Here is a 19,151-nt window from a genome sequence, read left to right on the forward strand (position 1 = left end):
TTAATATCTGTCATTGTCATCTTGATGAATTTTAATCATAGTGAGTAAAGAATCAATAATATGAAATATGTTAGGCATTTAAGGATAGAATGTAGGTTTCAGTGATAGTGCGAGAGTCCGCTGTGAACCGTTCGCGCAAATGTGAAGTTTGTATCGCGATTGTTAAGAATATAATGTAACACAAATAAGTATAAATTTGGGATATGACGTTAAATTTATTGAAATATTTTAGCAAAGTCATGAAATTAAAACGAATCTTCATGAAATCTTAACATTAAATTTACAAAGATAAGAGATAATCAGAGTGAATCATACTTGAATAGTATGGCTAAGATGTTGAAAGTAACCTATTTCATGTCTTTTTATTTTATACTTTTACAAATTTTATATTGAGGTGGAAAAATGGAAATGTCGGTAACTGAAGTCATCTTTTCGTTTTTAGGTGGCTTAGGTATTTTCCTGTACGGTTTAAAAGTAATGGGGGATGGTCTTCAAGCTTCTGCTGGAGATCGATTACGTAACATTTTAAATAAATATACCTCTAATCCAGTATTAGGTGTATTAGCAGGTATGATCGTAACAATATTAATTCAAAGTAGTTCAGGTACGACAGTGATTACAATCGGTTTGGTCACAGCTGGTTTTATGACACTGAAACAAGCGATTGGTGTCATTATGGGTGCCAATATTGGAACGACTGTGACAGCATTTATTATTGGTATTGATTTAGGGGAGTATGCGATGCCGATTTTAGCTTTAGGCGCGTTCCTCATCTTCTTTTTTAAACGTTCAAAAATCAATAATATCGGGCGGATTTTATTTGGATTCGGTTCGCTCTTTTTCGGTCTTGAATTTATGGGAAATGCAGTGAAACCGTTAGCTGAGTTGGACGGATTTAGACAACTTATGCTCGATATGTCCTCACATACGATTTACGGTATTTTAGCTGGAATAGGTTTAACAGCGCTTGTACAAAGTTCGAGTGCAACGATTGGGATTTTACAAGAGTTTTATAGTCAAGGTTTAGTCGATTTAAATGGCGCGATTCCGGTATTGTTAGGTGATAACATCGGAACGACGATTACTGCGATTTTAGCAAGTTTAGCGGGTTCATTAGCTGCGAAACGTGCGGCTTTTGTTCATGTTATTTTTAATGTCATTGGTGTAATCATTTTTGCATTATTATTGCCCGTCGTTATACCACTGATACAGACAATTCAAGACGCATGGCATTTAAAACCCGTTATGACGATTGCATTTGCACATGGCGCTTTCAACGTGACGAATACATTAATTCAATTGCCATTTGTAGGTGTGTTAGCTTGGATTGTAACAAAAATTGTGCCTGGTAAAGATGTCACAGAAGATTATAAACCGCAACATTTAAACAAAGATTTAGTGTATCATGCACCAGGTGTTGCTTTACAAGAGACACAAAAAGAACTACAAAACGTGGGGAATATTGTGCGTTCAATGCTTGACGATGTACATCATCCTGCTCAAATGGACAAGAAAATGATTAAAAATGTTCAACAAAAGCATCAAGCTGTCGTGACGATTAGTGACAGTATAAGAAATTATCTTGTACGTATTTCAACTAAAAATATTACTCGAAAAGATGTTGAAAGGTTGGCAGTGATGTTTGATGTGAACCGTTCTATTTTAAGAGTGTCAGAATTAATCGAGTCCTATATTGATCAAGTTAACCGCAAAAAGTCTAAAGAAATCATTTTAACAGATGATGCTGAACGTGGGATTGATAAATTGTACCGCTTTGTCGATGAATCATTCACGAAAGCGATTGAAACATTAGACGTTTATGATACGACGAAAAAAGATGAAGTTGTCGAACGGAGTCGTGAAGCATTTAATATCGAACATCAGCTCCGTAAAGGGCATATTAAACGTTTAAACCGCGGTGAATGTTCTACTGATGGTGGTCTGTTATACGTGGATATTATTGCCGTGTTAGAGCGTATCGGTTATAATTCGCGCAATATTACAGAAGCCATGGTCGGTTTAAATGATGATGTATCGATTGAGGAAGAAGCCGTAACTGTCTAGCAAGATTTCGCCATTATTAATCAACTTTATACTATTCATGTGCGTTAAAAATAATGAGAGGGGCTAGGAGACAATGTTTTCCTGGCCCCTCATTCAGCTTAAAACATGTGAGTTAAATTGACATAACTAATAAACGTAACACAAAAAGTTTCAACAACCTACTATCCTTTTTAATTGAAGTGTGCTGCCATTCAATAATAAGGGGTGCTTTATTTTTACATTTGTGAAAAGTTTGAATGTTTGTTTAAAAACTATCGAAATAAATAGTTGTTATTACAATGTTCTATCAAATTAATAATATGAAGTGACAAAATTTTGAAGTGGATACAAAATAATTGTATTCGTCTTTTCTTTTGATAAACTTTTAAAAGGCGACAAATTTTAGATTTTGTCTATACCGTATCGATATTTAAGGGGGTGAGTTCATGCACATAACGAAAAAACTCATGATGGTCATCTTTATGACGCTAACATTTATGCTGTTTTTAACGATGCATACGAATGAAGCATCCGCGCATGCAACTTTAGAGAAACAAACACCAGCTGAAAACAACATTGTTCAATCACAACCAGAGACGATTCAGCTCGAATTTAATGAACCAGTGTATACCGATTATTCTAAAATTACGCTTTATGATGATAAAGGGCATAAAATCGATACATTGAGACCAAAAGAGTCTGGAAAATCGCAAATACTTAATTTTGATGCTTCAGAAGTTGAGAAAGGCACACATCAAGTCTCATGGGAAACCGTCTCTTTAGATGGTCATGAGGTTGAAGGACAATATTATTTCTCTGTCGGTAAAAAGACAGCAGATGCGATAGACACATCCGGTTCATTTTATACGGATGCGTTTTTCTGGTTCGGTCTAGTGCGCTTTATTTTACAAGCGTCGTTACTCGTATTAACAGGGCTTTACATTGTCAATTTATTTATGGCACGTCAAAAAGCACCAACATATCATATCATTCCACATCATCGGAGTGCGATAATTTTGTTGATGATGACTGCTTTTCTGGCAGCGATTGTTTATTTGATGACATTACCAGAAGAAGTGGTTACGTCGATATTAACACTTGATTTTACGGTTTGGATACAATTTCCATTTATCATCTCGATGACAAGTTTAATCGTCGTACTCGGATTATTTACATTGAAGAATATGGAGTCGATTTGGTATAAAATGATGCCGTTGTTTATTTTTATTAGTTTAGCGATTTCTGGTCATGTTTGGACCCAGTCAGTACCGCTTTATTCCATTATTTTACGTACGATTCATCTTATTGGTATTGCAACGTGGCTCGGAAGCTTTGCCTATTTAATCACGTACTTGTTTACAAAACATCGTCATTCCTATGTGTTAATCATTAAGGACGTACTGTTAAAAACAAATATGAGTGCAGTCGTGCTCATTGCTGTGACAGGCTTTTTAATGTCCATCGATGTCACATCCTTATCTACAATGATTACTTCTTCAACAACGTATAGTGGTCTGTGGTTTGCGAAAATTGGGTTAACGATAGTGATGGTGATTTTAGGTGCAATGCAAACTTTTTGGGCAATGCGCCAAAAGCGTCGTATTAATAAACCATTACTTTATATTGAAATCATTGTAGGTCTATTTTTAATCTTAGCAGGTGTGATTATGAGTCAAATTCAAATTCCATTATAAATAGAGAGGGAGCAAAAGAATGAAAATGCCTAAATTTTTAATGAGTCTCGTAGCTATACTATTGATGTTTGCAACGTTAACGACCGCAGCAGAAGCACATGTCAAACTCGATCCACAAGTCAGTGAGCCTGGTTCTTTCCAACAATATCAAGTCCGTGTCCCAGTTGAACGTGATAGTCATACAACAAAAGTTGAACTTGAAGTGCCTAAAGGTGTAACCGTGTCAGCGATTTCTCCTGTACCTGGATTTAAGCATCAACAAGAGAAAAATAAAGATGGTGAAATTACGAAAATCACTTGGACAGCGACAGGAGAGGGCATCGGTGAAAATGAATATATGAATTTCCCAATTATGGTTGCCAATCCAGATCAAGAAGGAACATTTAAGTGGAATGCGCTTCAAACATATAAAGATGGCAAAGTCGTCAAGTGGACACAAGATGGTGAAGATAGTGAAAATCCGGCACCGTTAACAGAACTTAAAGCGGGTGGTTCAGCTACAGATAGTGGAGAAGCAACACAAAGTACGACAACAGGTGCATCCCCATGGTTATGGGTGATGAGCATCATTTCTTTAATCGTCGCTATCGTCGCATTGTTTAAACGTAAAAACTTTACTAAATCTGACAAATAATAGTTGTTGACACGATGTCTATGTTTACCGATATAATCAGTAGTATAGAGGAGGACGGTGTTTTATTTAGTATGAAATGTTATGGCACTGTACAAAGTAATAACAGCAGTCAAAAGAATTAACGGATTAAATTGACGGAGCGTGAAATGAATGAGACGTATTTTATATGCATTTATGACTTATACCGTTTTAGGATTATTGAGTGGATTTGCTTACAGAGAATTAACAGTACACTATGAATTTACAGGGTCTACCCAAATGAGCGTAATGCATACGCACTTATTGACGCTCGGTATGTTTATGTTTTTGATGTTAATTCCGATTGAGAAGTTATTCAAAATCAGTAGTTACTATTTATTTAATTGGTATTTTATTATTTACAACATTGGTGTGTTGACGACGGTGTCAATGCAGTTTTTGAAAGGTTTTAAAGAGGTTTCAGGAGGGACGATTCCTGCGTCATTTGCAGGGTTTGCCGGTATTGGTCATGTGACCATTACTGCGGGATTTATTATTTTGTTTTTCTTATTAAGACAAGCAATCCTTGTATCACCTCGAGATGGTGAGGTATCGAAGGATGAGGTAAAAGATGAAACGCCTTCTGAATAAATGTGTAAGAGAAGTCAAAAGCCATTCGGTACTGTGTCACGAGAAAGACACGGCGCTGAATGGCTTTTGTATGGATGTTACTTTTTCACTGGATAATGGCGATACATGCCACCTGAATAGGGTTCAGTTGAAATAAAACCAAATTTTGCATAGAGTTGATCGGCAGGATAATCTGCTATGAGGCTGACATACGTTCCAGGTTGGCGTACCGATTCGATGTAATCCATAATATGTTTCATAACTGTTTTGCCGTGACCTTGTCCTTGGTATTCAGGACGTACTGCGATATCTATAATTTGAAATGCAGTTGCACCATCACCAATGACACGTCCCATACCGATAAGTTGATTGTTGTCATATAGTGTTACTGTAAAACAAGCGTTAGGTAAACCGATTCGAGCAGCGGCTTCTGATTTTTCGCTTAGACCAGCAACACGACGCAATTCACAATAGTCGGCTGGACGCGGTATGTCGTATTTCACTTCAATTGTCATAGCTGAACGTTCCTTTCTTTCTAATGTGGTAGAAATTGACGATTCGCTTCCTTAAAGACATCGTTGTGACTTGATACAAAGCCTTCTTTTGGTGCTGAAGGATCAATATACTGTTTAGCACTATTCGCAGCGTGAGCCGCATCACTAAAAGCACTGGCAATTAAATGCACTTTTGCAGGATGCTGTACAATGTCACCACAAGCATAAATTCCTGGCACAGAAGTACATGTATTTTTCTCGCCATACACGTAATCATCGTCTACGGTTTTAATTGTAACATCTGAGTCATTTAATAGGGTCAATTCACGTTCGAATCCATGACTGATAATGACGTCATCTACACGGTGAGTCGTTGTTTCGCCTGTCTCGCTATTTTTAAGGACGACTTCATTGATGAGGTTAGCGTCCTCTTTCGTACTATTCAACTGTACAATCTTGCTGTTCGGAAACTTTTGGACATTTAAGGTATCTAAAATGTTTTGCATTGCTTCATGTCCAGAAATATCTTTTTTACGATAAACGAGCTTCACACTTTTCGCATATCCTGATAAATCTCTCGCCCAATCTAACGCAGAATTCCCCGAACCTGAGATGAGGACATCTTTATTTTTAAATTTTTGATATTGTTGAACGACATAATGTAAGTTCGTTAACTCAAATCGTTCTGCACCTTCAATTTTGAGTGGTAAAGGTTTAATAATTCCGGCACCAATTGCAATGATGACTGCACGTGAAGTTAATGACTGGCCATCAGCAGTGATCACTTCAAAATGATGTTCACCATGCTTTTTAATATTTGTGACTTTCGTTTCTAATAGCACTTCAGGATTAAAATGAAGCCCTTGTTGAACGATATTTTTTAAGATGTCATAACATGATTGAGGTGCAATACCGCCAATATCCCAAATAATTTTTTCGGGATAAATTTTCATTTTTCCACCTAATTCTCGTTGTACGTCTACAATGCGCACGTCCATACCTCTTAAGCCTGCATAAAAGCTTGCATATAAACCTGCCGGGCCACCACCGATAATTGTTACATCTTTCATTTCATTACGCTCCCTCGAGTTACTCTGATGTGTCTTATTATCTAATAAATGAGAATAATTATCAATTGAAGCGGCAAAAATTTCTGAAATATATTTTGTGACCGCCAATAAAAAACATATCCTGTGATTAACATTAAGGTTGAACAAAAAAAGCCAATAAGCATGACGGTTCACGCTTATTGACTGTGTCTTTATTCATTATTCGACATTTTTCGCATTTGTACGTGCACGTAAGTCTTGTTCGATTTCTTCAAGACTGCGGCCACGTGTTTCTGGTAAGAATTTGATAACGAAAATCATTGCAATAATACCGATGACTGCAAAGATTAAGAAGACTTGTTGAACTTGAAGTACGTCAGTTAACACAGGGAAAAATTGCGCTACGAGTAAACTACCAATAGACAGTACGAGCGCTGCAATACCTGTTGCTGCACCACGCGCACGCATTGGGAATAATTCTGGTAACATGACCCATAATACAGGTCCCCATGAAACACCGAAGAAAATAATGAATGTTGTTAAACAAATCAATATAATCCAAACCGCACTGTTTACACCGATAAGCCAAATTAAGATACTCATGATGAGTAATGAAGCCACCATGCCGATGTTACCAATCACAAGTAATTTTTTGCGGTCAATTTTGTCGATAATGGAAATGGCGAAAATTGTGACAAGTACGTTAACGACACCAATACCAACTGTACTTAAAATGGCAGTTGATTCACCTAAACCCGCTGTTGCGAAAATTTTAGGTGCGTAGTAAATAATGGCGTTGATCCCAATCAATTGTTGGAGTAACGCAAAAACACTACCGATAATGATAGTCGATAACAACCAAGGAGATTTAAGAACTGTCCAAGTGTTATCAGCAATTTGATTGATTTTCTTCATGTTTTCAATTTCATAATCAATTTCTGAAGCAGGGTAAGTCAAATTCATCACATCACGCGCTGCTTTTTCACCACGTTTCTCAAGTAACCAACGTGGGCTTTCAGGCATGAAGATAACACCAATCATTAAAATTAATGATGGTACAACAGCTAAGCCAAGCATCCAACGCCATCCTTCAATCGGCGCAAATGCATAGTTCACAAGGTATGACGCTAAAATACCAATTGTGATCATTAATTGGTTTAATGAACTCAATGAACCACGTGCGTCTGTCGGTGCAAGCTCAGAAAGGTAAACTGGCACAATCGCAGTAGAACCCCCGACAGCTAAACCGATAACGACACGACCTAATACTAAAATTTCCATCGTTGGTGCGAGTGCTAAAATTAACGCACCGATAATAAAGACGATAGATATCATAAAGACTAAGCGACGACGGCCAAATTTTTCAGATAGTGGGCCACTTAACCCAGCACCGACAATCGCGCCGACTAACATCGATGAAACGACAAGCCCTTCAGTAAATGCATTGAGTGGGATGTCATCTTTCAAATAAAGTAATGCACCGGAAATAACCCCCATGTCATAACCGTACAATAAACCACCTAAAGCACCAATGAAGAAGATCATCTTTTTATTAATTTTCATTGTGCAACCTCCAATATTTTTCTGTATACAAGTATACGCTTTCATAAGGTAATAGTAAATTATAAAATTTTGCAAGTCTAAAGTTTTGTAATGAATAATAACTCGTCATTGCAACATTTGTTTAAACTATTGATTGCGCTGCGATATACGACAAAGTTTGACTCTCAATTTGTATCACGTTGCCTCAAAAGTGTGACGGCTATCACATTTCTGAAGCAACCTTCACGTACTTTATGCTTCGGGACGTAAATCCACGACAATACGACCTATAAAGTCATGCTTTTCAGCTTGTTCTAAATACGTTTTTAATTCGCTAAATGGCACAACAGTTTTAATGTCATGTAACTTTTCAGGTTTTAAATCTTTAGAAAGTCGACGCCATAGATGCTGTCTACGTTTCATTGGAAAAGCGACTGAATCTGTCCCTAACAGTCTGATGCCACGTAAAATAAAGGGATAGACTGTACTTGTAAATTCAGCACCACTTAAATTACCACTTACAGCGACCGCGCCATGAGGTTGAATGCGCTTTAATACTTCCGCGACAGTTGCACCCCCGACTGGATCGATTGCCGCTTGCCATTCTGTTTTAGCAAGTGCTTTATCAGTGATTTCTTCAATTCTTGGGATGACTGAACGTGCACCTAATGCTTTCAATTGATCGTGATATTCGGTCTGACCAGAACTTGCGACTACTTTATAGCCGATTTCGTTTAACATCATGACTGCCATGACACCCACACCGCCAGTAGCGCCACGTACGAGTACTGGGCCATTCGTGCTTGTTATTTTATTGTCTTCTAATAATTGAATAGAAATGGCTGCTGTAAACCCTGCTGTTCCAATAATCATCGCTTCTTCTAAAGTTAAGTTTTCAGGTAGAGGAACCAACCAGTCTCCGTTTACACGTGCGACTTCACTAAAACCGCCATCATGTTTCACACCAAGGTCATAACCGGTTGCAATGACTTTGTCGCCAGCTTTAAATGATGGGTGAGATGAATCCATAACAACACCTGCCAAGTCAATACCTGGCACAATCGGATAATTGCGAATAATTTTGTTGTTCGATTTTGTCGCTAAAACATCTTTATAGTTAATGCTAGAATAATGTACACGAATAGTGACATCGCCCTCAGACAAGTCATCTAAGTTGAGCTCTGTGAAATCTGCGGACAATGCTTGGTCATCATGATTGACTCGGAAAGCTTTAAATGTTTCTGTCATATGAATGCGCCTCCTCAAATTTTTTCGTTCACACTTTACCAAAATCTACCATGAAAGACAATTAGATTGCTTTTACTCGTTGAAGTGTAGTAGCTCATGTAAAATAAAAGAAAAGAAGGGGGTTAAAAGATGGGATATGATTTTAAGAAGGTGAATGTGACGGATGTCGAAGTTTTACAAAAGGTAAGTAAAGACACATTTTATGCCGCATATCAACAGGATTATGAACAAGCACTGTTTGATAGTTATTTTGCCGAAGAAATGTCATTATCAAAATTAACGGCAGAATTGAAAGATCCGCAGATGCATTTTTTCTTTTTATATGATGAAGCAAAAGTATTAGGCTATGTGAAAGTAAATGTTGAAGCGGCACAAACGGTGGATAAAGGTACGTTATATGCAGAACTTCAACGCATTTATTTATATCCTGAATATCAGGGTCAAGGGCTAGGTCAAGTGATGTTTGATTATGTATGTCATTTTGTGAAAGACACATTAAAAAAGCCAAAATTATGGTTAGGCGTGTGGGAATATAATGCGCCGGCGTTAAAATTTTATTTAAAACAAGGGCTCGTTAAAACAGGTTCCCATTCATTTGTAATGGGAAAACAAATTGATGAAGATTGGATAATGGAGAAAGATTTATAAAAATAATTTGAAAATTGTGCTGGAAATGTTTAGTATTCAGTGTGAAGTGTATAAAAAAGTGATAGGGTTTTTCTATATCATTTACTGAATTAGGAGGAAGCATCATGAAAAGATTATTGGCAAGCTTGATCATCGTACCGTTTTTATTTGCTGCATGTTCAGACGAAGAAGGTAAGGACAAAGACCAGTCTGCGAACAAAGAACAGACGACGCAAAAAGATAAGAAAGAGAACCAAGATAAGCAAAAAGAAAAAGAGAACAAAGCCAAAGACAGCAAAGATAAGGACAACAAAGGCAAAGAAGACCAATCAAATGACAACAATGCAACTTCATCAGATAACAACCCAAACGCTAATGCTAACCCAAACACAAACGATACACAACAAAATCAGAATCAAACACAACAAGGTCAATCATCAGCGCAAGGCCAACAAAATAACACACCTAATAGCAACGGAAATTCACAAACATCACAATCTTCAAATGGCACACAATCACAACCGAAATATGTTGCGCCATATCAAGGGCAAAACGTTGTACCTGTAGCTCAAAACATTGTGCGTCAACAAGTAGATCGTCAACAAGCATTAAAAAATCTTCCAAACTTCCAAACATCACTCGACAATGCACAAGCAGAAGTAAACCGCTTAAATGGTCAAAACAATCCTTATAATGACTATGCATTGCAAGGTGATGGCGGTCATTATAGTTACATGTTTAGTTTTATTAATCAATCACAACCGGGAACTTATACTGTTGTGACAGTAGATGGTACAGGACAAGCAAAAATTGTTGACCCTGCTTATCGTCAATAATGAAATATGAATAGTTTAAAGGTTAGGCACATTGGCGGCTTAACCTTTATTTGCGTGCGCCCGGCATTTAAAATGGAATACAGCAGTGAACTTATAGTGTATAAAGAACAAATATTTTTAATAATGCATCTAAAACATAATGAAATCTATCATTGCATTTAGAAAAAACAACTTATATAATCTAGAATAAACGTCGCCATATCGTAATAATTATACTTTTAAAGTATTCGTGTTATAAATAGATAGTATTCTACAAGTATTGAGAAAATATTCACAAGCACTATTGAATTAATTGTTTTGACGTGGTATATTTTATGTGAAATCAATCACATGTCCCCTCATGGAGATTGAACATAAAAAATAAATATTGAAGGTAGATGAAAAGAGATGTTAGTAGAGAATTTCGATCCATTTCACAATCTTGCAATTTCTGCATTAGTTGCAAGTATTCCAATCATTTTATTCTTGTTATGTTTAACAGTGTTTAAAATGAAAGGAATCTATGCCGCTATTACAACACTTGTGGTGACACTTGTGATTGCATTAGTCGCATTTAAATTGCCAGTAGGTATTGCCTCTGGTGGTATTATTGAAGGTTTCTATCAAGGTATATTACCGATTGGCTTTATTGTGATGATGGCGGTGTGGTTATACAAAGTAACAGTTGCAACAGGTCAGTTTGCAATTGTACAAGATAGTATCACAACAATTTCAGAAGACCAACGTATTCAATTATTATTAATTGGTTTTGCGTTCAATGCATTTTTAGAAGGTGTGGCTGGCTTTGGTGTACCGATTGCAATCTGTGCGGTATTATTGATTCAACTTGGTTTCAAACCATTACAAGCCGCAATGCTTTGTTTAGTAGGTAACGGTGCAGCAGGTGCATTTGGTGCCATTGGTTTACCGGTTTCGGTAATTGATACTTTAGCATTAAAAGGTGACGTATCAGCATTAGACGTGGCACAAGCGACAAACTTAAGCTTACCGATTTTAAGTATTATCGTACCTTTCTTATTAGTCTTCATTATTGACGGATTTAAAGGTATTAAAGAAACATTACCAGCGATTATTGTTACAATCATACCATTCGTTGTATTACAAGTATTCTTCAACCAATTTTTCGGTCCAGAATTAGTGGATATCCTTCCACCACTTGCATCAATGGGTGCTTTAGCATTATTCTCTAAAAAGTTCCAACCGAAAAATATTTTCCGTTTGAACGCAGGCGAAGAAAAAATGGAAGTGAAACATCATTCATTCAAAGAAGTGGTGTTTGCATGGAGCCCATTTATTATTTTAACTGTACTTGTTTTAATTTGGAGTTCAAAAGGATTTAAAGGACTCTTTTTGGAAGATGGCGCATTGTCATTCATGAATGTTAAGTTTGGTATTCCAGGTACAATGAATGATGTTTCAGGACATCCGATTATGTTAACATTTAATATTTTAAACCAAACAGGTACAGCACTACTGATCGCAGGTATTATTACGATTTTAATTTCTTCAAAAGTTAACTTCAAACGTGCAGGTGCATTGTTTGTAGAGGCATTTAAAGAATTATGGTTACCTATCTTAACGATTTGTTTCATCTTAGCGATTGCGAAAGTGACAACATATGGTGGTTTAACAAGCGCAATGGGTGAAGGTATTTCGAAAACTGGTGCAGCCTTCCCATTCTTATCACCAATTTTAGGTTGGATTGGTGTATTTATGACAGGTTCAGTAACGAACAACAACGCTTTATTCGCGCCAATTCAAGCTTCTGTAGCTCCTCAAGTAGGTACGAGCGGTGCATTACTTGTAGGTGCGAACACTGCAGGGGGTGCGATTGCGAAATTGATTTCTCCACAATCTATTGCGATTGCCACAGCTGCCGTTAAGCAAGTAGGTAGAGAGTCAGAATTGTTGAAAATGACTTTAAAATATAGTGTTGGTTTATTGATTTTCTGGTGTATTTGGACATTTATTTTATCATTAATTTTAGGTTAATGATTGAAGGACTGATATGGCTGTTTTTGGCTATGTCAGTTCTTTTTTGTTTTGGGGATGATTGATTGTTGGAAAATACTCGGATTGCTTGAAGTTTTTGATTGCTTGAAATTTATCGATTGCCAGAACCGTGCTACGCTTTCCGAGGCGCTGACCTCTCAACTAACTAACGCTTGATAGAACTGTCACACAGAAGAAGCGTTAGTGGATTTTCGAGGTCAGCTGATGCCTCAGGAGTCTTGCACGGTTTTTGCAATCTAGGGGTGAGCGTCTCCAACTTGAAAGAGATTTAAATCAGCCAATCCATACTCAAATCAAACCACACTTATTTTAGTAGGAGGGATTGGAGTAGCTTGGTGTATCCCTCGAGAGTGTCGAATTTTTCTTGCAAACCAGGAAAAGATGTTCTTGCCGAGATGAGTGAGGGAGTCAAAACCAACCCTATATTGTTTTGGTGGAGGAAGATGAGAGGTGTCGCGATTACTGAGGGAGATTAAGAATCTTGCTTTGAATAAGACACATACAATGGGGTGTAATGGCTATTGTTTTATAAGAATAAAAAAGACCAAGAAGCTATGGATAAGTTTCCAGGTCTTTTATTGATATGTGTTTAATTATTTTGAATGACATGATCAATCGCTTTTTTAAATTGATTATAGATGGCTTCAGGTGAATATTGTTCAACAGTTTGATAGCCATTTTGAATAATTGGATTTAAATATTTAGAGTGTCCATATTCTACAATTTCTAAGAGTTGCATTGCGAGTGCTGATGTTTGAAGATGTGGGACTAAGAAACCATTACGCCCGTGTTGGATAAGGGATTTTGGTCCAGTATTGCCATCAAAACTGACGACGATGCTACCTTGATTCATCGCTTCTAGAATCGTCATGCCGAAACCTTCATTGCGTGATGGAATACATGTGATTTTACTCTCTGCAATATACGTGCTGAGATGTTGGGTTGTTGGACGCAAAAAGACGAGATCTTGTAAACGTAAAAAGTTGATTTGTTGTTGCAAAGCCTCTTTTTCACTGCCGTCCCCAAAAATCGAAATTGTATAACCTAAGTCTCGCAAATCTTGTTGCACTTCATAAACGGCTTGAATTAATAAGTCGAAACCTTTTTCATACTCAAAGCGACCCGCAGCAATAATTTGGTTCTTTTTCATGATACGGTGACGTTTTTCATCAATCATGTTCGGGACTACAAAAACCGGTGAGTCTAAATATTGTGTATAGCGCTGTTTATCAGCATCGGTTAAGGTCGTTATCGCATTGAGATATGGATAGTAGGTAAGTAGTTCTTCTTTTAACTCTGGTCGATGTGCATCCAAATTCATATGCTCCATCCCAATAGTCAACTGATGGCGCTTTGCAAATCTAGCAATTAAAAGATTGTGACTTGCACGTGTACCGACAAAAATATCAGAAGAATCATTTTGTATCGCACGAATCACCTTTTTTTCGATATAACTGGAATATTGACGATAACCCGGTTCGTAAGGCGTTAAATATTTTGGTTTTAACAATGGTGTAAACTTACGAATGCGATTAGCCGCAAGTGGGATGAGATTCCGTAAGCCAAGTTGATAATGAACTAATGACTTAACTGTGACGCGTGGATCAAGTTCGAAATAAGGATGTTTCTTAGATTTGAAAATTGAAATGATCGTGACTTGATGCCCTTGGTGAACCAATTGATTGGCAAGGTTTGTAATCGTCTTAACTGTGCCGCCAACAGCAAAAATATTGTGCATTAAAAACGTGATAGACTTCATGACGCATCCCTCGATTAGTATACTTTTTCTTCATTATAGCACTGCACAAAAGAGGAGTGTTAATGAATTGTTAACGTAATATGTAAATATTTTATCGCAATACTAAAAGTGAAAATTTGAAATAAGTCTTGTCCAAATGAGTTTAATGAAAATTTCACAAATTAGATGGAATCGCTTTTTTCTTACATGATTAAGGTATATAATTAAATTATTGGCCTCATGTATCATCGGTTCGTATTTCATATAAGATAGGTTCATTTTTAGCATCATATTTTATATATCGAGGTTGCTGATGATACACGTGGTAACAGTTAGTTATGAGGTATAATGAGTCGGAATATTCAAAACATTTTTATACTTCATGTATACAACACATTGATTTGACAACATAGGATGCTGTGAACGATTTAAAACGAAAAAGGGGGTCTGTATTGTTATGAAAAACTTACATAACAAGACAGATGTTGTACTTATTGGTGGCGGTATCATGAGTGCAACATTAGGAACATTATTAAAAGAGTTAGAGCCTGAATGGGATATTAATGTTTTTGAACGTTTAGATAAATGTGCACAAGAAAGTTCTAACGTCTGGAACAATGCGGGTACAGGACATTCTGCACTATGTGAGTTGAACTATACAAGTGAAAAAGAAGATGGAACAGTCGACATTACAAAAGCGATTAAAATTAATGAACAGTTCCAAGTTTCAAAACAATTTTGGTCATACCTCGTGAAAAATGGCAAGCTTGAACAACCAGAAGGCTTCATTCGAACTGTGCCACACATGAGTTTCGTGACTGGGGATAAGAATGTAAATTTCTTAAAAGCGCGTGTGAAAGCATTGCGTGAAAATGTATTATTCCAAGGTATGGATATTACAGATGATCAAGAAACATTGAAAAAATGGGTGCCTTTAATGATGGAAGGGCGCGAACAAACGAATGAACCCATGGCTGCGACACGTGATGAGTCAGGGACAGACGTCAATTTTGGCGCGTTGACACATAAATTGTTAAGCCAATTAGAAGCTAAGGGCGGTTCATTATATTACGAACATGAAGTGCTTGATTTAAAACAACATCGTGATGGGACATGGACAGTAAAAATTAAAGACTTAAAAGAAGACCGCGTATTTACAGTAGTCTCTAAATTCGTATTTATTGGTGCAGGTGGGGCAAGTTTACCTTTATTACAAAAAACGGGCTTACCTGAATCCAAACATATCGGTGGCTTCCCAGTAAGTGGAATGTTTTTAGTATGCAAAAAACCAGAAATTGTGAGTAAACATGAAGCTAAAGTGTATGGTAAAGCAGAAGTAGGTGCACCGCCAATGTCTGTACCACATCTTGATACACGTTATATTGATGGGGAACGTGCATTATTATTTGGGCCATTCGCTGGCTTTTCACCTAAGTTCTTAAAGACAGGATCGTACTTTGATTTAATCAAGTCTGTCAAACCGAATAATGTTGCGACAATGTTAGCAGCAGGGGCTAAAGAGATGGATTTAACTAAATATTTAATTCAACAAGTTCTGTTATCTAATGAAGAAAGAATGAATGACTTAAGAAAGTTTGTACCAACAGCGAAAGATGAAGATTGGCAAGTTGTTGTTGCAGGTCAACGTGTTCAAGTAATTAAAGACACAGAAGACAAAGGAAAAGGGACATTACAATTTGGTACTGAGGTCATCACTTCTGAAGATGGCACGCTTGCTGCATTGTTAGGTGCGTCACCAGGGGCATCTACGGCAGTGGCAGTGATGTTAGATATTTTACAACGTGCGTTTGCTGATAAGTTTAAGGAATGGGAGCCACATGTGAAAGAGATGGTACCGTCGTTTGGTGTACGCTTGACGGATGAGATTGATTTGTTTAAGCAGTTGAATCATGAGATTTCGGAAAACTTAAAGTTGAATGAATCGGGTGCGTTGTTAAGTTAACGTATAGATAAAAAAGCAGTGAGGCGATGAAGCTTCACTGCTTTTTTGATATATCATTTAAAAGATTGCGACATGAGTGGGGCTATAGATTGCAAAACCGTGCTACGCTTTCCAAGGCGCTACAGTCTCAACTAGCCAATGCTTGATTGAATTGTTATATAGGTGTGGCGTTGGCGGATTTTCGGGAGCAGTACAGAAATCTCATGTGCAACAAAGATTTCGTCGTACTGCCCCCGCAAGGCTGACTAGACTTCTCAAAAGCGAAAGCATTGAGAAGTCAGACAGCTACTGCGTTAAACAGTAGCCACTATTATAGTTAAAAGATGTCATTTTGTTTTCAATTTTTCCTTCATGAGTCTGGAATGGTTCTTGCAATCTCAATAGATACAATTTCAATGTATCTTTCAACAAAAGCACCGTCCTCTCATCTTATTAAAAGGGAGAGTGATATTTAACAGTATTGTGCTTTCTGAGAAGTTGAATCTTTCTGTGTTTCTCAAAAAAAAACAAGTCAGACAGAGACCTATGATTGAGGTCACTGTCTGACTTATGATATATGAAATACCTTATTGCGATGTGTCGATGCGTGGAAGGATGATGGTAAATGTTGTCCCTTGATCGAGTTCGCTTTCGACTTCGATTCGACCACCATGCCGTTCAATGATAGATTTTGAAATGGCGAGTCCTAGCCCATTGCTGTCTGTATGGCTTGAAGATTTATAAAACCGTTCAAATATCCGCTGTTTGACTTTTTCGTTCATTCCGGGACCATCGTCTTGTACTTTTAATATCATTTGGTCCGCTTCAGCAGTCAAATCGATTTCAATAGTGCCAAATGTGTGTGTATATTTAATCGCATTTCGAATAATATTTTCAAAAGCTTGTGTTAACAAACGTGCATTGCCTCGAATCGTTATCTCTTCTAAATCATAGAGCAACACTTGATTTTTCTGATCAATCGCATAATTTTCATGTTTTAAAATATCTAGAATACAGTCATTGACTAGGAATGTATCATCAAATTGCAGATGTGTATCATTGTCTAGTTCTGATAACAACAACAGTTGACGTACGAGTTGACTCAATCGATGGGTTTCATCATAAATGCGACCAATATAACGTGATTGTTGTGCTGTCGTATGTTCTTGTTGAAGTTGCGTGAGTAAATGATGAATATGTGTTAAAGGTGTTTTAATTTCGTGTGAGACGTTTTGGACAAAGTGTTGTCTCATATCATCGACTTGTTTTAATTCGAGTCGCATCGTGTCGAAATGTTGCTGGAGAACGCCGAGTTCATCGCGTCGTGTAACAGCAATAGGTGTCGCAAAGTCGCCTGCCATTAAGCGCTCAGTTGCTTGTTTTAACTGTTTAACTGGCTTAACTAATGCGTAAGTTGACCAAGTCACAAGTGCGATAGAAATGATGACAAGTAAGACGAGTAGCACGAGTAAAAAGATACGAAATTCACTAAATGTATGACCGATATCAGGTCTCATAAATACTGCGACGTTACCATTTGAAGTTGTAAAATGTGTACCGACTGTGTTACGGGTTTCGTTGTCAAAAAAGCCAGTGATGACGGGATTAAAGGGTCTATCACCAATCCCGTGATAATCTTGCCCAGACTGTACACGACGAATATCAGCAGTCGTTAAATTTTGTTTTCTAAATGGCTCTCCGTAATATGTCGCATGACCCGTTTCATCATAAGCAACGACTTGATAATTTAAATCACCTAATAACGCTAAATAACGGTCCAAGTCTTCACTGTTTTGGGCATCTTTATACGCTTGTGCACGTTTAAGTGTGGCCATAATTTGCGCATCATTTTTATCTTTTAATTGAAAATGATAGTAAATGTTAGAAATCTCAAAGCTGAGCAACGAACTGATTAACATGACGGTGAAAGTATAAAGTGCAAAACGTGAGTATAATGATTTAAGCATCTTGCGTCACCTTATATCCCACACCGCGCACAGTGTCAATATGCACATTGGCACCTAATTTTTTTAAGCGTGCTCTTAAGCGTTTAATGTGGACGTCCACTGTGCGTTCATCTCCTTCATAATCGATGCCCCAAATTTTTTCAATCAACTGGTCGCGATGAAAGACTTGTTTCGGATAAGCGACGAGCAAACTTAACAATTCAAACTCTTTATGTGGCAAAATCATACCTTTTGTATCGACCTTAACTTCGAGCTGAGTTTGATCTATCGTAAGGTTACCGAGCGTCAAAAGTGTTTCAGTAGCAATTTGATAACGTCTGAGCACGGCTTGTATGCGAAAGATGAGTTCAGCAACTTCGAATGGTTTTGTGACGTAATCATCCGTACCAGCTAGGAAGGCACGTTCTTTATCACTCAGTGCATCTCGAGCAGTTAACATAATGACGGGATATTCATAGTCATACTTTAACGTTTCACATAGTTCAAAACCGTCCATTCCATCCATCATGACGTCTACGATAGCGATATCAATGGAATGTTTTTCAAGATATTCAAGTGCTGCCTCACCACTTGTGACAGTGACGGCATGATATCCTTTTCGCTGCAAGTGTGTTGCGACATAATTTAAAATTTCCGGATCATCATCAACAACTAAACATGTGACTGACACGTTGACCGTCCTCCTTGAAGTGCATTTTTAGCTTTTATCATTCATACGAATATAACGACGTGTAGC

The 19,151-nt window shown here is 37.4% G+C and carries 15 protein-coding genes; 8 read left to right on the top strand and 7 right to left on the bottom strand.

Annotated features, from left to right (window positions below; all coding sequences use genetic code 11):
* The first annotated feature begins 408 nt into the window (after positions 1–408).
* The 4 genes from CCE82_RS03610 (at position 409) to CCE82_RS03625 (ending at position 4,980) form a co-directional block, all read left to right on the top strand.
* Entirely contained in the window at positions 409–2,064 is a 1,656-nt protein-coding gene (locus CCE82_RS03610) for a Na/Pi cotransporter family protein (protein ID WP_086428241.1), read from the top strand.
* 425 nt (positions 2,065–2,489) lie between these two features.
* Positions 2,490–3,737, top strand: a complete 1,248-nt coding sequence (locus CCE82_RS03615) for a copper resistance CopC/CopD family protein (protein WP_086428067.1) — start codon at positions 2,490–2,492, stop codon at positions 3,735–3,737.
* 19 nt (positions 3,738–3,756) lie between these two features.
* Positions 3,757–4,371, top strand: a complete 615-nt coding sequence (locus CCE82_RS03620) for a YcnI family copper-binding membrane protein (RefSeq protein ID WP_086428068.1) — start codon at positions 3,757–3,759, stop codon at positions 4,369–4,371.
* A 150-nt stretch (positions 4,372–4,521) separates the two neighbouring features.
* Positions 4,522–4,980 (top strand): DUF2871 domain-containing protein, encoded by a 459-nt coding sequence (locus tag CCE82_RS03625; RefSeq protein ID WP_086428069.1) that lies wholly within the window; start codon positions 4,522–4,524, stop codon positions 4,978–4,980.
* Positions 4,981–5,057: 77 nt separating this feature from the next.
* On the opposite strand, the gene CCE82_RS03630 is transcribed toward CCE82_RS03625, so the two are convergent.
* From CCE82_RS03630 to CCE82_RS03645, 4 genes are all read right to left on the bottom strand, one after another.
* Positions 5,058–5,474: a GNAT family N-acetyltransferase gene (locus CCE82_RS03630; protein WP_086428070.1), complete on the bottom strand. Its 417-nt coding sequence runs from the start codon at positions 5,472–5,474 to the stop codon at positions 5,058–5,060.
* A gap of 20 nt (positions 5,475–5,494) precedes the next feature.
* On the bottom strand, positions 5,495–6,523 hold the full coding sequence (locus CCE82_RS03635) for an NAD(P)/FAD-dependent oxidoreductase (RefSeq protein WP_086428071.1): 1,029 nt from the start codon (positions 6,521–6,523) through the stop codon (positions 5,495–5,497).
* 198 nt (positions 6,524–6,721) lie between these two features.
* Positions 6,722–8,065: a glucose transporter GlcP gene (gene glcP / locus CCE82_RS03640; protein ID WP_086428072.1), complete on the bottom strand. Its 1,344-nt coding sequence runs from the start codon at positions 8,063–8,065 to the stop codon at positions 6,722–6,724.
* Positions 8,066–8,296: 231 nt separating this feature from the next.
* Entirely contained in the window at positions 8,297–9,292 is a 996-nt protein-coding gene (locus tag CCE82_RS03645) for an oxidoreductase (protein ID WP_086428073.1), read from the bottom strand.
* Between the two features lie 129 nt (positions 9,293–9,421).
* Here CCE82_RS03645 and CCE82_RS03650 point away from each other — a divergent pair, with 129 nt between their 5' ends.
* The 3 genes from CCE82_RS03650 to CCE82_RS03660 all read left to right on the top strand — a co-directional run bounded on the left by CCE82_RS03650 (position 9,422) and on the right by CCE82_RS03660 (position 12,747).
* Positions 9,422–9,940: a GNAT family N-acetyltransferase gene (locus CCE82_RS03650; RefSeq protein WP_086428074.1), complete on the top strand. Its 519-nt coding sequence runs from the start codon at positions 9,422–9,424 to the stop codon at positions 9,938–9,940.
* A gap of 104 nt (positions 9,941–10,044) precedes the next feature.
* A complete protein-coding gene (locus tag CCE82_RS03655; protein ID WP_086428075.1) occupies positions 10,045–10,755 on the top strand; it encodes a hypothetical protein in 711 nt (236 codons plus the stop codon).
* Between the two features lie 387 nt (positions 10,756–11,142).
* Entirely contained in the window at positions 11,143–12,747 is a 1,605-nt protein-coding gene (locus CCE82_RS03660) for an L-lactate permease (RefSeq protein ID WP_086428076.1), read from the top strand.
* A 610-nt stretch (positions 12,748–13,357) separates the two neighbouring features.
* On the opposite strand, the gene CCE82_RS03665 is transcribed toward CCE82_RS03660, so the two are convergent.
* Positions 13,358–14,527 (bottom strand): glycosyltransferase family 4 protein, encoded by a 1,170-nt coding sequence (locus CCE82_RS03665; RefSeq protein ID WP_086428077.1) that lies wholly within the window; start codon positions 14,525–14,527, stop codon positions 13,358–13,360.
* A gap of 436 nt (positions 14,528–14,963) precedes the next feature.
* Between CCE82_RS03665 and mqo the strand changes: the two genes are divergently transcribed.
* The gene (gene mqo, locus CCE82_RS03670) at positions 14,964–16,469 is read left to right on the top strand and encodes a malate dehydrogenase (quinone) (RefSeq protein ID WP_086428078.1); all 1,506 of its coding nucleotides are present in this window, start codon (positions 14,964–14,966) and stop codon (positions 16,467–16,469) included.
* A gap of 566 nt (positions 16,470–17,035) precedes the next feature.
* On the opposite strand, the gene CCE82_RS03675 is transcribed toward mqo, so the two are convergent.
* Together CCE82_RS03675 and CCE82_RS03680 are read right to left on the bottom strand one after the other, a co-directional pair.
* Positions 17,036–18,415: a sensor histidine kinase gene (locus CCE82_RS03675; RefSeq protein WP_086428079.1), complete on the bottom strand. Its 1,380-nt coding sequence runs from the start codon at positions 18,413–18,415 to the stop codon at positions 17,036–17,038.
* Positions 18,408–19,085, bottom strand: coding sequence for a response regulator transcription factor (locus CCE82_RS03680; RefSeq protein WP_086428080.1), 678 nt, complete (start codon positions 19,083–19,085; stop codon positions 18,408–18,410). The genes CCE82_RS03675 and CCE82_RS03680 overlap by 8 nt, the downstream gene beginning before the upstream one ends.
* Between the last annotated feature and the right edge of the window lie 66 nt (positions 19,086–19,151).

Origin of the sequence: Staphylococcus cornubiensis (assembly GCF_900183575.1) — a bacterium.
Taxonomy (GTDB): Bacteria; Bacillota; Bacilli; order Staphylococcales; family Staphylococcaceae; genus Staphylococcus; species Staphylococcus cornubiensis.

Bases quoted from the DNA above. Each gene is read 5' to 3' on its own strand.
- CCE82_RS03655 (WP_086428075.1), top strand. From the start codon at position 10,045: ATGAAAAGATTATTGGCAAGCTTGATCATCGTACCGTTTTTATTTGCT.
- CCE82_RS03615 (WP_086428067.1), top strand. From the start codon at position 2,490: ATGCACATAACGAAAAAACTCATGATGGTCATCTTTATGACGCTAACA.
- CCE82_RS03650 (WP_086428074.1), top strand. From the start codon at position 9,422: ATGGGATATGATTTTAAGAAGGTGAATGTGACGGATGTCGAAGTTTTA.
- CCE82_RS03665 (WP_086428077.1), bottom strand. From the start codon at position 14,527: ATGAAGTCTATCACGTTTTTAATGCACAATATTTTTGCTGTTGGCGGC.
- CCE82_RS03620 (WP_086428068.1), top strand. From the start codon at position 3,757: ATGAAAATGCCTAAATTTTTAATGAGTCTCGTAGCTATACTATTGATG.
- glcP (WP_086428072.1), bottom strand. From the start codon at position 8,065: ATGAAAATTAATAAAAAGATGATCTTCTTCATTGGTGCTTTAGGTGGT.
- CCE82_RS03610 (WP_086428241.1), top strand. From the start codon at position 409: ATGTCGGTAACTGAAGTCATCTTTTCGTTTTTAGGTGGCTTAGGTATT.
- CCE82_RS03625 (WP_086428069.1), top strand. From the start codon at position 4,522: ATGAGACGTATTTTATATGCATTTATGACTTATACCGTTTTAGGATTA.
- CCE82_RS03635 (WP_086428071.1), bottom strand. From the start codon at position 6,523: ATGAAAGATGTAACAATTATCGGTGGTGGCCCGGCAGGTTTATATGCA.
- mqo (WP_086428078.1), top strand. From the start codon at position 14,964: ATGAAAAACTTACATAACAAGACAGATGTTGTACTTATTGGTGGCGGT.
- CCE82_RS03675 (WP_086428079.1), bottom strand. From the start codon at position 18,415: ATGCTTAAATCATTATACTCACGTTTTGCACTTTATACTTTCACCGTC.
- CCE82_RS03660 (WP_086428076.1), top strand. From the start codon at position 11,143: ATGTTAGTAGAGAATTTCGATCCATTTCACAATCTTGCAATTTCTGCA.
- CCE82_RS03645 (WP_086428073.1), bottom strand. From the start codon at position 9,292: ATGACAGAAACATTTAAAGCTTTCCGAGTCAATCATGATGACCAAGCA.
- CCE82_RS03630 (WP_086428070.1), bottom strand. From the start codon at position 5,474: ATGACAATTGAAGTGAAATACGACATACCGCGTCCAGCCGACTATTGT.